Here is a 14,259-nt window from a genome sequence, read left to right as displayed (position 1 = left end):
GGGCCGTCTGCGAACACTCCGCTATCAAGGCATTTCTGAAAAAGCTGCCGTTGCGCACGCGACCTGCTCAGAGACGGTTTCCCAAAAAGGAGCGATAGCTCTCCGATGACATTCACTCGGATGGTCATTTGGCGCCGGTGCTCTCGGCCCATTGAGATTGAGCGAACCATCGAACGCCGAGATCGGGTGATGAGGGTGCCGCCGTCCGGAAGCTGCGCGCGAAGCCGTCGACCATGTGTCGAGATCTGCCATCGACAGGCAGAGCGGCGGGCACATTCTGATGACGTAGCGATAGGGGCCCGAGCGGCTGGCGACAAGGCCGTGGCGCCGGGTCTCTTCACAGACCTGCAGCGTTGCCTCAGGCGCCGGTTCCTTGCTTGTGCGGTCCTTCACCAGCTCGATGCCTAGCATCAGGCCTGTCCCCTTATGTCACCGATCAACGGGAATTCCTTCCTGAGGAGCTGCAGCCTTTCCTTCAGCGCGCTGCCGACCGTGGCGGCGTTCTCCTGTAGCCGCTCCTCGCGCATCACCTTGAGCACGGCGCGTCCAGCGGCACAGGCGACCGGATTGGCGCCGTAGGTATGAAACAGGAACTTGTCGGCCACGGACTTCGCGACGGCGCGCTTGGCGATCACCGCCCGGAGTGGGATGCCGTGCCGACGCCCTTGGCGACGGATCTGCGAATGCCTGTTGCCCGGAAGGCGCTCAATATCTGAGCCATTGCGACTGCAAATGTTATCAGTCCAGCGCCGATGTGAATTGTGGATCCTATGCCTATTGCCACTAATTTTAACCGACTGACGGTCCATCTCGGGCTGACATTGAAGAAGCTGAAGACAGCGGGCTGGCTGTCTTCAGCTGGTTGTAGCTGATCCCCATCTTTGACGGGCCGATCGGCGGGACATTGCCGATCGGGGTTATCCGATAGAGAGACACTGACGTTTCGATTCCTGATAGGGCCGTTCAATGTACCACGTGAAGGGGGACAAACAGCTAGCCTTCATTTGTCCGTGTTTGCGCAGGCTGGCCTTAGCCACCCATCTTCTTCGCCATTGCGCAGAAATCGGCGTGCGACTTGTTAAGTGTGGTATCGCCACAGTCTTTCAACACGGCCTTCTTTTCATCGGGCTTCATGGACATCCAAGCGGTCTTGAAATCCTTCTCCGACCTCAACGTTTTCATGCCTGCATCGGTGAAGAACGGGGACATCTTGGCAGGATCGTCGAGAGCGGATGTGTTGCTAGCGGCGAGTGCTGAACCAGTCATCATCACAACCGTCAGCGCGCCCATGGTGAGCATCTTTATGTTCATTTGATCCTCCGTACAGGTCATTGAAAATGACCATCACGGGAAAACGTCATCTCCCAACTCAGTTCCAACGCACACACGTTGGCAACGTGCCGCGTATTCGGCCGTCATCCAAGAAAGGCGCGCATGCGAGAGGACAAACTAAACAAGAGGGCTCCTCCATGATCACGCCGCTTGACGCCCATTCGTCGGACGCTACATTTGCCGCGCGGCGGACCTATCGGAACGCCACCGGCCGGCGCTCGTTTTAGACCCCAAGCCCCCCGCCCAATGAGCGCCGGCCGACCATAACCCTGATCACGAAACTTTCCTGAAGCTTAGCTATAGCTCTAGGGTGCCCTCGCCGCGTCGAAAAGCCCACTGCAAGCAACAGCGGAATGTTCCACGTCCGTCGGGATGTCGTCATTTCTGTAGCCGGATGGTATGCAGGCATCACCACGGAGCGAGAGCCTTGCGCTTCTCACTGTAAAAATGGGAACCCTGCAAACTGCCCGGCTTGGCGGTAGTGTCTCAGTTCGAATTTTGAGGGGGCAAAACCCGTTGTCGCGATCCGGCCCAAACTCCTATATGCTTAGTGCAAGCATGGGATCTTCAATGGCCTACACCGTCATTTGGTATGGGCGAAAAGGCATCATCGACAAGGTGACCTTTGACGCTGAGAAGGTGGCGAAGGATCATGCAATGGCCATGTTCCAAACTCGAAGAGGCGACGATGGGGCTGTATCCGTTGAGGTCCGCAAGGACAACGGACTGTTGTCTTTAGCCATGCCGAGAACTAGTGCTGGCGGAGCGCCGTCGGAATCGAGTTTGACAGCATCGCGACATGGCGGCTGTCGTCGAGAGCCGTGACGGGGAGTTCGGCCGCAACTCCGAGCAACTCGATCCCGACCAGTTCGCGTTGGTTGGAAGACCTCGACACTGATATCGCGCGCATCTAGGAAAGCCGCCGTTCGTATCGTCCGACCAATCAGTATTGTGAGGAACGCGCTTGTTGGACTGATTGCCTGGAGCCTCGAGCCGACCTGATATGATCCGTCACCCATGTTAGCAATCTCTTGACGATGAGGTTCACTGCGCCAGAATCATAATCATGGTGCGGGAAATCAAAATCGATGACACCGTGGGGATCAGCGCCACGGCAGGCAAGCGGATCGAGGATCGCGTCACCTTGATTGTCCGGACGGCCCTGCATCCCTATTCGATCATCAATCCGATCGCCAAGTCGGGCGACAAGCTTAGGTTCGACGGCGAGGTCGTTTACGTCGACGAGGAGTTAGGCCGTGTCACAGTGCAGGCGCTTGGACGCGTCACGGTCGACACCAACACGGTCAAACTGGTGAAGAAATACAGGCGGCCGAAAGGGATGCGGCCGCTGATTGACGCGCCGAGCTACTAGGGAGGGTCACACCATGTATCTGTCGAACCAGAGCATCATTGTCATATTGGTGGTCGGCCTTATCGCCGGATGGTTGGCTGGAAAGATCGTGCGGGGGGCCGGCTTTGGTCTGATCGCTGACATAGCAATCGGGATCATCGGCGCGTTCATCGGTGATTGGCTGCTACCTCGCTTAGGCATCCATCTTGGGACTGGAACGATCAGCTTGATAGTAAACGCCACCGTCGGCGCGATTGTGCTTCTCCTCATCATCCGGTTGGCTGCTGGCGGCGGTCGTTTCGGCAGCGCATGGAGTGGCCGATTTGGCCGTCGGTGGTGGTAGCCCACGGAATCGGCCTTCCATGTCATACCGTCGATATTCCAGCCGAGAAGCTCACGCCAAATCGCGACTGCACCGTATAGCTCCGCATCACTCAGCATCGGTTGTCGAATACCAGCCACCCTGCGGATCAACCTCATCCTTCATCGGGGCCACGGCCACTCTATGCTCTTGATTTTTCAGCATTTTTCGTTTAGCATCAAATTGTTAGAACCTACCGAGTGCACACAAATTTACGCCAGAATACGACCCTTTTCGTCACGTTTCGATCTCTCAGTGCACACGGAGCGCACACGAAAAAATGGCCACCTACACAAAGCTCTCGTCCGGTTCCTGGCGTGTCCAAGTCCGTCGCAAAGGTCGCTACGTCAGCGAGACCTTCCTGCGCCGAGACGACGCACGGCGCTGGGCGACCGAAACCGAGCGCCAAGTCGATCGCGGTGAGACGCCGACCAAGTCCCGTATAGCGCGCCTGAAAACGTTCGGCGATCTCATCGACCTTCATATCGACGACATGTGCGATGTAGGCAAGTCCCCTCGCCGCTCCAAGGCCGCGGCCCCCGATATGCTCCGACGGCATCTGGGGAAGTGCAACATCGCGGCTCTCGATCGCGAACGGCTCATTCGTTTTGGTCGCGACCGGGCCGCCCAGGGTGCCGGACCGATGACCGTCGGTATCGACATCGGCTTTATAAAACTTGTTCTGACTCACGCCGCTGCGGTCCACGGCCTGCCCGTCAAGGTCGAACCGGTTGATTTCGCGCGCGTCGCCCTAACGAGGCCCGGTCTCGTTGGCAAAGGCCAGCAGCGCGATAGGCGCCCGACGCAGGATGAACTCGACAGGCTCATCGGTCACTTCGACGCAAACCCTCGCCAAATTGTACCGATTAGCCAGATCATTCGGTTCGCCGTCGCAACCGCGATGCGCCAGGAAGAAATCTGCAAAGCGCGTTGGTCCGATTTGGAATCTCGCACGCGGATGCTCCTTGTCCGCGACAGGAAGGACCCTCGAAACAAGAACGGTAACAATCAGCGCATACCGCTGTTTGCGGCATCTGGATACGATGCATGGGCCATTGTCGAGGAGCAGCGGGGAAGGCGCAGCAATGACGATGATCGAATTTTCCCATTTAATCATAAGTCAGTAGGCACTGCCTTCCGTCGAGGGTGCGCAGAGCTGAACATCCACGACCTTCATTTTCACGACTTGCGGCACGAAGGAACGAGCCGCCTGTTCGAAGCTGGGTTTACAATTGAACAGGTCGCGCTGGTCACAGGGCACAAAGATTGGAAGATGCTACGGCGCTACACGCATCTAAGACCGGAGATGCTTCATACCATCCAAGCAGCGAGGGCAGCGTAGTTGGCGAAAGTGAGGTTGGTTGCTCAGCAAAGACTGCTATCTCGAGCGGGTAAGAAAGCGCATGCCCATCGATTGCTGCGGTTACGACATGCCGCTTCAAAGACAGCCTCAACGGCTCTTTTTTTCTCAGGCTGGATGTGTAGGGCGGGTCCAGTCTGTTCGCCGGCAAGCCTCATTGCGGGCGACGATCTTCACCACCGGATCATGCCGCCAGCAATACTCTCCTCCCCATAGCGCGGCGCGTGCCGAGACTACCGGGGAGATGCTTTGCGCACACATTGCCGAAGCGCTGGAGCAGCGGTACGGCAAATAGCAACTCTACTGCAGCAGCGCCGAGGCGTCGCTGGACTTCAAGTCGCACCGAGTGCACAGGAACGCACGCGGTAATGCGATGCCTTTCGCCATGACGGCTGAGCGCACGCAGCGCACACGAGTTGCCATCTAAACTTCGGCCGGTGAAAAGCCCAAATCTGTCGCAAGAGCCAGTGCCGGGAAGCCGCAGTCTGGCCCCTTAGTAACCGCTGGGCATCAGACGCGTTCCCGATAACGTAGATTCTGCACATAGACATTGATGATCAGCGCGACGAGCAGAATGATCCCCCGGATGAGGATTTTCAAAAAACTGTCGATCTGGACGTGATCGAGGCCATTGTTGAGGACGCCGAGTATGCACAGGCCGATGATCGTGTTGCCAATCCCGCCACGGCCGCCAAAGAGGCTGGTGCCACCGACCACCACCGCTGCGATGGCGTCGAGCAGATATCCGTCGAACTCGTTCTGCTGGGCGCTGCCGAAATGCGCCACGCCAATCATCCCGGCGACACCGGAACAGACCGCTGAAATGACCATCACCGCGCCTAAGACCAGTTTGACGTTGACACCGGAATATTCCGCCGCTTCGCGGTTGCCACCGACCATGTAGATATATCGGCCGAAGCGCGTGTAGGTCAAAACAATATGACCGACCAGCAAGAATACGCCGAGCACGATGATGATCCAAGGAAATCCGGCTATCGTGCCGGAACCCATCATCGTAACCAGATCGGGAACGGCATAGGCGATCTGGCCGCGCACCAAAAGCGCGCAAATGCCAGCGCCGATCTGCATCATGGCCAGTGTCATGATGAACGAGGGAATTCCAATCAGCGTCGTGCCAAAGGCGTTGACCAGGCCCAGGAAGGCGCAGATGAGCAGCGCCAACCCGATCGCCGCATAGCCTGGCAGGGGAATGTTGGGAATGTTGACGTATGATTCCTGCATTGTGAAATAAGCAACGGCAATGCCGGTGGCATTGGCGATAGCCGCCACCGAAAGATCTATCTCGGCGCAGAGGATGACAAAAGTGAGCCCCACCGCGATGACGCCCGTGACGGAAATCTGCGTCAGTACGTTGACCCCGTTGTCGACGCTGAGGAAAGATGGGCTGGCGATGCTGAAGAACGCGAGCAGGATGATCAGCGTGGCGAACGGCGCAATGTTGCGCATCCGGTTGCGCAGGAAGGCGCCAGCCCGCGACTGCGACCCTTTCAAGGTTTCTTGAACTGGCATGATCATAGGGCGTTCTTCCTCAAGCGGCGTCGAGTAGCCGGTCCTTGCTGATCGTTTCGCCGGCGAACTCGCGCACGATCCGGCCTTTCTTCATGACGATGATACGGTCGGCGAGCGACAGGACGGTTTCGGGCTCGGCCGAGACAACGATGACAGCAAGGCCCTGGTCGCGCAACGCACGCACTATCTTCACGACATCGTCTTTGGCGCCAACATCCATGCCTCGGGTCGGCTCGCTCAAGATCAACACCTTAGGGGTGTATGTCAGCCATTTCGCCAGCGCGACCTTCTGCTGGTTGCCGCCGGAAAGACTGGAGAGCAGCGCCATCACATTCGGCGGACGGATATTCAGCAGTTCGACTTGGCGGCTGGCGATCTCGCGTTCCACTGCCAGGTTCAACCAGAGGCGCGAGATGCGGCCAAGCACGCTGATCGAGACATTCTTATAGACCGGTTCCTGGTAAAACAGCATGGAACGCCGGCTCTCCGGAACGAAGGCTATTCCCGCGCGACGAGCGTGCGCCGTGTTGCGGAAACGTTTCGCCGCGCCCTCGATGGCCAACATCCCGGTGCTCGGCTTGAGCTTGCCGAACAGTGTCCGCGCCAGTTCGACTTGGCCGCACCCCATAAAGCCGTAGATGCCGAGAATCTCGCCGGCCCGCGCATCGAGGGACACATCGGCGACCGCGCCTCCTACCGTAAGATTTCTCGCTGAAAGGACGACGGGCGCCTCGGACTTGCTGTTGAGGGCGATGGCGCCGGTATAGCTTTCCTCCAGCTCCTCGTGACCGCTGCCGATCATACGTTCGATAACCCAGCCTTTGTCGATCGAGGCCGCGGCTTCTGTGACGACACGGCGGCCATTCCGGAAGACGGTCACCGTGTCCGAAACCGAAAGGATGTCGTCGAGAAAATGGGAAATGAAGACGATGCTGCGGCCGCTTGCACGAACACTGCGAAGCACCTCGAACAGGCGATGCACCTCAGGGGGTGACAGCGCCGAAGTAGGCTCGTCTAGTATGATGATCCGCGCCCCCGAGAAGAGCACGCGTGCGAGTTCAACTAGCTGCTGAAGGCCAATCGACAACGACCCCATCGACGCACGGGGATCGACCTCAATGCCTAGGCTGGCGAGTTGTTGCCGGGCTGCGGACACCATGCCGGGCCAATCGATCAGCCCTCCCTTCGTCGGCTGTTTGCCGAGGAACACGTTTTCAGCGACGGTGAGATCGGGAACGACGCTCAGTTCCTGATGCACCATGCCGATGCCGGCCGCAAGCGCGTCTCGGGTCGAGCGGAAATGGACCTGCTCTCCGTCGATGAACATGCGGCCGTTATATTCGGCGTGCACACCGGCGATGATCTTCATCAGGGTCGATTTGCCGGCGCCGTTTTCCCCAACGAGCCCATGGATCTCGCCGGCGCGCAACACGAAATCCACATCGTGAAGCGCGACCACGCCGCCGAAGGATTTCGATATCCCATCCATGCGAAGGCGTGGCGCGACCTCTTGCAAGGCGGCTTCAGTTTGAGCGTTCATGCTGTCCGCGTGGCGATTGTCTAGTGGCTGGGCGAATGGCTGGCGAATGATCCGCCAGCCATTTGGGACGAAGATCAGATCAGGAAATGGTCTTCCATCCATTGCATGCCGGCGGCATTTTCCTTGGTAACCACGGGACCGTCGGCTACAACGCTTTTCGGGATTCCTTCGCCCGACTTCTCGCCACCTGTCACGGCGGCGACGCCGGCGACAATGGCGCCGCCATGAATACGGCAGGATGGATTGCGCACGGTGGCGTGCATGCGACCTTCGGCAACGGCGGCTATTGCAGGGGGCATGGCGTCGCAACCGCCGATCTTGATGTTGGTCCGGTTATGGGCCTTCATGACGTTGTACGCCGCAAGCGCCATGTCGTCATTGTGGAAATAAGCCGCGTCGATCTGCGGATATTTCGTAAGATAGGTCTCCCATAGCCGCGCCACCTTGGTGACGTCCCAGTCGGCCGGCTGGTTTTCCAGAACTTCGATGTCGGGATGCTGCTTGACGACGGATTCGAAGCCCCGGTTTCGCCCTTGAGCACCCGTGTGGCCGAGCGCGCCCTGCGTGGTGATGACCTTGCCCTTGCCGCCAATGGCGGTGATGAGCGCCTGTGTCACCGATGATCCCATGAACTCATTATCCGGCGCGATGAAGCTGTGCACATTGATCTTGTCGAGTGGCGCAATCAGCGTGTCCATGTCGATGACCGGGATCCCGGCGTCGATCATCTTTTGCACCGGCTGCACCAGCGTGCCGATGCCAAACGCCTGGATCGCCACGAAGTCCCATTTCTGGGAAGCCATGTTGTCGATCGCCGCGCGCTGCTTTACCGCATCGAGTTCGCCGTCGAACCAAGTCACCTCAACGTTGAACAGTTTGCCCCAGTATTCCGCCGCCGCCTTGCCCTGGGCGCACCAAGTCGCCTGAAGTCCGGCGTTCGAGAACGCTGCCTTGAGCGACTTTTCGGAACGGCCTGAGGCAGCGGCGGCGGCGCGGGCCTGGCTGATCCCGACGCCGCCCAGAAGAGCAGCGGCGCCGCCAACAGCCGCTGCTGTCAGAAAATTACGTCGATCGTCGTCTATTGTGTTTTTCATAATTCCTCCCAGTACGGGTCATGGAAATGCGACCCGTGGAGGCATTATGGCCCCGCCGATGTTGCGGTCAAGGTTCCGAGACAACGTCGCTCGACTCGTCGCGGAATTCAGAGATTGGCGTTCGACGTCAGAGCCCTGGCGCGTCCCGGAACCGACAACCATAAACAAGTGATGCATCCGGACAGCCCACCGCCGAACCGTGGCATGTGCCTCGGCAGCCTCCAGGACCCGAGGCAACCTGTGTGCTTCGGGGGTGAGATTCATGCGTTTGGAGTGGCTATCACGAAAGCATGGCCGTCCGGGTCGGATCGTGTCCCGGTCGCGGTAGCCGTTGCGCTGGGCGAGCCGCAGCGGGTTCTTCTCGCCATAGCCGGCGCCGGTGGCCGCGCCCACCTCCATTTCCATCAGCCGCTCGGCGGCAAAGCCGATCATCTCGCGCAGCAGATCGGCATCCGGGGTCTTCTCCACGAGCGTGCGCAGGTTCATCATGTCGTCGGTCATCGGTGGTCCTTCCGAAATGGGGTTGGCGTCAACAACCAAACCCTACCGGAAAACGCCGATGACCACCGACACCCCGCTCACTCGCTACAGCGCTACTAACGACGCGCTCGCGAGCGGCTTCGTAACCGCCAGCTACACCACTTGATGGGACACGACCAAATTAGTAGGCGCAGTATTTGGCGATAAATCCCACGAATTCGTCAATGTCGGCTCTAGTTGTTCGGTGATTGACAATAGCGCAACGCACCACTGGCTCGCCGTTGATGGTTGTCCATGAGGGCGAAGCCAAGCCGGATTCTTGCAGGTTCATGACCAAATTGCGGACAAACTCGGCGTTGGCCCCACGAATGCCGAAGCAGACGATGTTAAGGGCCACTGGCGCCTTCAGCTCGAAAGCAGGGCAACTCGTCAGGCGCTCCGCGAGGTAATGTGCGAGCATGCAGGTGTGTGCGATCGACTCTCCTATGCGAACCGTTCCAAGCGCCTCGATTGTCATCCATGTTTTCAACGCGCGGAATCCGCGCGACAAGTCTGGACCTAGATCGCAAGGCCAGGTTTCGCCTGCGGCCAGCCCGCGTTCGCCCCGCTGTAGATAGGCGGTAGGCTGCACGAATGTACGCTTCTGGGCATCGCCATCCCGCACCAGCAGGAATCCGGCATCATAAGGAACCTGACCCCACTTGTGAAAGTCGAGGGCCACCGATGCCGACTTTTCGATGCCTTTGAACAAACCGCGCAGGGAATCTGACAACACGCCGAGTGCGCCAATAGCTCCATCGACATGAAACCAGAGTTTTTCCGCGGACGCGATATTGGCGATTTCCGCAAGTGGGTCGATAGCCCCGGTGTTTACAGTACCCGCGGTCCCTACGACCAAAAATGGCAAAAGTCCCTTCGCCCGGTCCTCCCTGATGCCTGCGCACAGTGCGTCAGGCAGCATCCTTCCGGCGTCGTCAACCGCGACGGTCCTCAGATTTGCCGATCCGATCCCGGACAATTGCATTGCCTGCGCGATGCAGGAATGAGCCTCTCTGGACGCATAAGCGACGAGCTGGCGGTCGCAGTTCCCCAGGCCGGTCTCCCGAACGGACTGACCCAACGCTTCGTTCCTGGCGATCGTCACCGCGACGAAGTTTGCCATCGAAGAGCCGGTGAGAAACAATCCGCTCGCGCCGGTGGGGTAGCCAAGGGCTTCGCTCATCCAGCGCACGATCTGTTGTTCAACCGCCAGGCCAGCATGGTCGCGGCCGCCGCAGTTCATGTTCAGCCCGCCCGCGACGATTTCCGCCAACATTCCGATCGGCGTACCAGCACCATGAACCCATCCCATGAACAACGGATGCAGGTTGCCGGTCGCAAATGGCATGATGTGCTTGCGCACATCGTCCAGGACATCGCCCAATTCGCGAGGACCGTTCGGTAGCGGGCGGTCAAACCTCTCGCGCGTTTCATCGGTCGGTCGCTGCCATACCGGCTTCTGCCTGATCGTTTCGATGTGGGCGATCATGTCGTCCAGCAAGCCGTGCGCTACCTCGCGAAACTGCTCCCAGTTCGATGGATCAAGGCTGGTGGAGGTCTCGGCCACACCTTTTCCTGCTGGGCGTTTCTGCTCAATGGACCGCGACATCAAGCATCCAGCGGATGTCGGAGGACAGCAGATAGTTTCTCGAAGAATGCATCGAGCCTTGATTCGATCGGACCGAACGCCTGATGCAACGACTGGCCCGCCGACATCCTCTTCGAGACGCTGATCACATCGTGGGCGGAGGCCGCGACGCGCAACACCGTGCGCGGACCGACACGCACGGCTTGCCCGACGTGGCAGATCGGGCCCTCGTTGAGACCGCGCATCAGCACCTGAATGGTTTGGCACTCCTCGAACGAAGCGAAGGAGCCCGCGCTATTTGTGACGGTCAGCGGGACCATTGCCCGTGAGCCGAGATGGTCGCCGTCATCATCCTGATGCAGGGAAATACCGCTGAGCGGGCCAGTTCGTGAGCGAACCAGGCGAACAAACTGTTCCTTGACGAGGTGTTGCCGGGGTTCATCGATCTCTGCATAGGGGTCAAGATGAGCCAACGCAGCGACCCACCGTAAACCCAGGCCCAGATTCAATTCCGACTTGAACGCGAAGGTCATCCGTTGGCGAAGGGTCGCCGGCCAGTCTTGAGCCGCGGTATATTCCGCCAGGCCTGCCGGAATATCGGAACCTGCCGCAATATCTCCGGCCAATCCCGCGGGGATGAGAAGTGCGCCGGAAAAAGGGGGCCCGGCGATGAACTTGGATCCCGTCACAGCCACTACGAAACCGTCTTCCAGATCCTGCCTCAGTTGGGAAATTGAGCCACGGAACTGGCAGGCATCGACGATAACCCGCACCCGACCTGGGGCAAGAGCCGCGGCGTGGCGCGCGGCTTGTCGGGTCACGGCCGGCAAGCCGGTTTTCGATGTGTCGAGCACATGGACAAGGACATCTCGATCTAGCTTGAGCTCCAGTTCGACGGTGGCGATGATGTCGGCATCGATTTCATGCTGATGTCGAGGCTTGCCTTTCTCGTCGCGGATGGCAATCGTACGCACTTCAATGCGGCCCGGTGACAGCCCTTCAAGGGGAGCACCAGTCTCGACTGCGCTACCGAGTGCCGTCAAATCCGAGTAATGCCGCCCTGCCGCCGCCCGTGGAACCCCATTTCCTGTTTCGTCAGGTGCAACAAGCAAATTGGTCAAGGGGCGCCTGGAGAGGCCTGCAATCGTGCAGAGCGCGAGAAGCTCCGCATCCGTCCCGGAAGCGGCGAGAATGACTTGCGCTCCCGTACAGCCAAGATCGGAAACAATTCGCTCTCGAATGTCACCGAACCATCGATCGGATGCGACAGGCGAACGTGACTCGATATCAATGAGGCGTCGCAGCTCGACCCCGGCCGCCATCAACCCCTCCCGAGAGGCGTTGCTGGCCGTTGTCGACGAGAATGAGATCTCATCGTCCGCCGAAGTCGTGCGCGTTCCATAACGATTGCGCCGTGTGATTGCATCCGGCCAGATGCGCCTGTCGCCACCTGTCCCGAGCAGGAATGAAAGGGAGGCCGGCGAATGGAGCTCGCGATCCCACCCACCCATTTCCGAGGTCGGATTCGCCGGCACCTGCGGGATACCAAGCTGAATTGCAGGCATGACGTTCTCCGTAGTCGGGGCGATAGCGAACTGGTTTCGGTTAAAGCGGTTCACTGACCGCCACGGCACCGGCCAGGTAAGAGATCTTGGCGTCATGACTGATCAACGGTTCGAGATCGCTCGCCCGCTGAGTGAACTCCAACCCGCATCGGTCGACATAGGATCGATCGACGCGTTCGCAAAAACCCGGGTCGATGATCTTCTCGCCGTCCCAAAAAACCGCATGGCCGGTGTTTGGAACGGTCGGTGAAACCACGCCTATGATCGCGGGTTTGGCCCAGAGCATGTAGATACTGCTCAGAAGAACGAAACCGCACTTGTTGGCCACGCCCCGCATGATGGAATGGCTCATCGGTCCGCCGAGCGGGTATGCGGGATCGCAGCTTCGTGCGATTTCCTCGACTTGTTCGTAGGTTCGGCCCGTGAGCATCGCCAGGACACAGACCAGGCAGTCGTCATCAGTTCTCTGATAGATCGCAGGTTTTCCTGTATGGGCGCATTCGATCGCTGGCGTGGACGTCGTCCGCGCCACGCGCCGTGCCAGTGCGCCTTCGAATGCCGCGAAGAGCTTGCGCATGGCGCTTTTCTTGTAGGGGAAGATGCTCTCCCAATCCATGGAATGAACGATCATCGCGACATCGGCTTCGAACACCAGCAGACGGCCATCTGCGAGTTCGGCGCAATCGATGGCGAAGTAGTCCAGCCCGAGAAGTCGATGAAGAGCATCGAATGCACGAGCGTGACGTACCGCGAAATCGTTGTCGAAGTTTGCCATCCACAACGCTTCCTCGGCGCGCCTGTCTTCGTGCTGAGTCATGCCGGCGTTGAGGTAGTGAACCATCCAATGCTCGGAGACCGCGAGATGGCTGGCATAGGGCCGCCCGTTGATGAACGCGACGCGCTGCTTGCGGAATTTGCGGTCCGTCCCGCTGTAGTCGATGAACGGCGTGATGTAGAATTCGCTCTCGTCCTGCGAATTCAGATAGGCGGAGAGTTCCGGTCGCGTGGAGATCTTCTCCATTCCCTTGCCGGCATGCGTGCCGACCGGGCGGACAATCACAGGAAACGCGGCCGCCGCGAGGATTGCGTCAACCTCGATTTCCCCCGAAGCCAGCCTCTTGATCAGCGCCCGATCAGCGCGCGCTAGGGGCGGGGCAAGGATCGAAGGCTCATGCTTCAACGCCTCCGCGACCCCGTCCCTGGACAGGGCCATGATGAGACGTGGCGCGTTGTTCATTATGGGGCCGGACCAGCCGCGCAGCAGCCGGTGAAGGTTTTCCAGTACTGGAAGATTTACCGCGGACTCTCCGACGGCCACGAAGGCGACATCATGCTCGGGAACATCGTTCAGGTCCGCGGTGTCGGCGTCGACGTAGTGGAGCAGCAGGTTCGCGTCGGAGCCCTCCAGCAGAAATTCAATCGGCGTGTTCGCCATGAAGTCGCCGGCTGTCACGAAAACAAGGACGTTCGGTCCTGTGCCTTGTCCGTTGCGTATCCGGTATTGTCGACTGATCTCGAGCGCGGCCTTCTGGCTGATGACAGCCTTGTCTTCCTCTCCGATTGCGTGGAGAAGGATCGATACGTCCAGGAACGCGGCGGCATCGTTGAGATCAGCAGAAACGCGCGCGAACAGCCCGTCCCATATTGGGGAAATATCCCTTCCTTCAAAGACGGCGCGGACTATGGGGGCCTTACCCAGGATGAGGTTCGAATTTTCCGACATCTGTGCCTTGGCTACCGCGCTTTTCAAAGTCTCAAGCCCTTCCGTCACGCGGTGGTGCGGCCGTCCCGGCCTCGACTCCGTTGCCCAACACGATGGCGGATTGTTGCTCTCAGCGCTTGTGCGAGCCTTGTGCATGCAGGCAAACGGGCCTTACGGATTTGTAATACCCCGGCAACGCTCCCGTATGTTTGATCGGACATAGTCGCCGACGAACCGCAGCGGCTACGTGTCCATAAGCTGGCGAGTTCGAGGGGTGACTTCCAAAGATGCTGGACCGCGGTTACTCCACCCTATCG

13 protein-coding genes and 1 pseudogene are annotated in these 14,259 nt (G+C 59.2%); 4 read left to right on the top strand and 10 right to left on the bottom strand.

The genetic code is table 11. The features are described from left to right. Positions 1 to 24: 24 nt before the first annotated feature. From LB536_RS04845 to LB536_RS04835, 3 genes are all read right to left on the bottom strand, one after another. Positions 25 to 411, bottom strand: coding sequence for a hypothetical protein (locus LB536_RS04845; protein WP_210243085.1), 387 nt, complete (start codon positions 409 to 411; stop codon positions 25 to 27). Then, positions 411 to 809, bottom strand: coding sequence for an aminotransferase class III-fold pyridoxal phosphate-dependent enzyme (locus tag LB536_RS04840; RefSeq protein ID WP_224590298.1), 399 nt, complete (start codon positions 807 to 809; stop codon positions 411 to 413). The genes LB536_RS04845 and LB536_RS04840 overlap by 1 nt, the downstream gene beginning before the upstream one ends. Positions 810 to 1,029: 220 nt before the next feature. Then, the gene (locus LB536_RS04835; protein ID WP_140765750.1) at positions 1,030 to 1,311 is read right to left on the bottom strand and encodes a hypothetical protein; all 282 of its coding nucleotides are present in this window, start codon (positions 1,309 to 1,311) and stop codon (positions 1,030 to 1,032) included. A gap of 591 nt (positions 1,312 to 1,902) precedes the next feature. On the opposite strand from LB536_RS04835, the gene LB536_RS04830 reads away from it, so the two are divergent. From LB536_RS04830 to LB536_RS04815, 4 genes are all read left to right on the top strand, one after another. Then, the gene (locus tag LB536_RS04830; protein ID WP_224590297.1) at positions 1,903 to 2,157 is read left to right on the top strand and encodes a hypothetical protein; all 255 of its coding nucleotides are present in this window, start codon (positions 1,903 to 1,905) and stop codon (positions 2,155 to 2,157) included. Positions 2,158 to 2,398: 241 nt separating this feature from the next. Continuing rightward, a complete protein-coding gene (locus LB536_RS04825) occupies positions 2,399 to 2,704 on the top strand; it encodes a hypothetical protein (protein ID WP_224590296.1) in 306 nt (101 codons plus the stop codon). 13 nt (positions 2,705 to 2,717) lie between these two features. Further along, entirely contained in the window at positions 2,718 to 3,026 is a 309-nt protein-coding gene (locus LB536_RS04820; RefSeq protein ID WP_224590295.1) for a GlsB/YeaQ/YmgE family stress response membrane protein, read from the top strand. Positions 3,027 to 3,324: 298 nt separating this feature from the next. Continuing rightward, entirely contained in the window at positions 3,325 to 4,386 is a 1,062-nt protein-coding gene (locus tag LB536_RS04815; RefSeq protein WP_224590294.1) for a tyrosine-type recombinase/integrase, read from the top strand. A gap of 528 nt (positions 4,387 to 4,914) precedes the next feature. On the opposite strand, the gene LB536_RS04810 is transcribed toward LB536_RS04815, so the two are convergent. The 7 genes and pseudogenes from LB536_RS04810 to LB536_RS04780 all read right to left on the bottom strand — a co-directional run bounded on the left by LB536_RS04810 (position 4,915) and on the right by LB536_RS04780 (position 14,011). Beyond that, the gene (locus LB536_RS04810) at positions 4,915 to 5,934 is read right to left on the bottom strand and encodes an ABC transporter permease (RefSeq protein ID WP_224590293.1); all 1,020 of its coding nucleotides are present in this window, start codon (positions 5,932 to 5,934) and stop codon (positions 4,915 to 4,917) included. Between the two features lie 19 nt (positions 5,935 to 5,953). Beyond that, a complete protein-coding gene (locus tag LB536_RS04805; RefSeq protein ID WP_411966530.1) occupies positions 5,954 to 7,474 on the bottom strand; it encodes a sugar ABC transporter ATP-binding protein in 1,521 nt (506 codons plus the stop codon). A 74-nt stretch (positions 7,475 to 7,548) separates the two neighbouring features. After that, entirely contained in the window at positions 7,549 to 8,568 is a 1,020-nt protein-coding gene (locus LB536_RS04800) for a sugar ABC transporter substrate-binding protein (protein WP_140813246.1), read from the bottom strand. Positions 8,569 to 8,880: 312 nt separating this feature from the next. Continuing rightward, positions 8,881 to 9,069, bottom strand: a pseudogene (locus tag LB536_RS04795) (transposase); the annotation flags it as partial. 160 nt (positions 9,070 to 9,229) lie between these two features. Then, entirely contained in the window at positions 9,230 to 10,654 is a 1,425-nt protein-coding gene (locus tag LB536_RS04790; RefSeq protein WP_224590292.1) for a pyridoxal phosphate-dependent decarboxylase family protein, read from the bottom strand. 41 nt (positions 10,655 to 10,695) lie between these two features. Next, the gene (locus LB536_RS04785) at positions 10,696 to 12,240 is read right to left on the bottom strand and encodes a hypothetical protein (protein WP_224590291.1); all 1,545 of its coding nucleotides are present in this window, start codon (positions 12,238 to 12,240) and stop codon (positions 10,696 to 10,698) included. Positions 12,241 to 12,280: 40 nt separating this feature from the next. Continuing rightward, a complete protein-coding gene (locus LB536_RS04780) occupies positions 12,281 to 14,011 on the bottom strand; it encodes a RimK family alpha-L-glutamate ligase (protein WP_224590290.1) in 1,731 nt (576 codons plus the stop codon). Positions 14,012 to 14,259 lie beyond the last annotated feature (248 nt).

It is taken from the genome of Mesorhizobium sp. ES1-3 (assembly GCF_020164795.1).
Classification (GTDB): Bacteria; Pseudomonadota; Alphaproteobacteria; order Rhizobiales; family Rhizobiaceae; genus Mesorhizobium.
The sequence above is the reverse complement of the archived record's forward strand: the minus strand, read 5'-3'. Positions and strand labels throughout refer to the sequence as shown.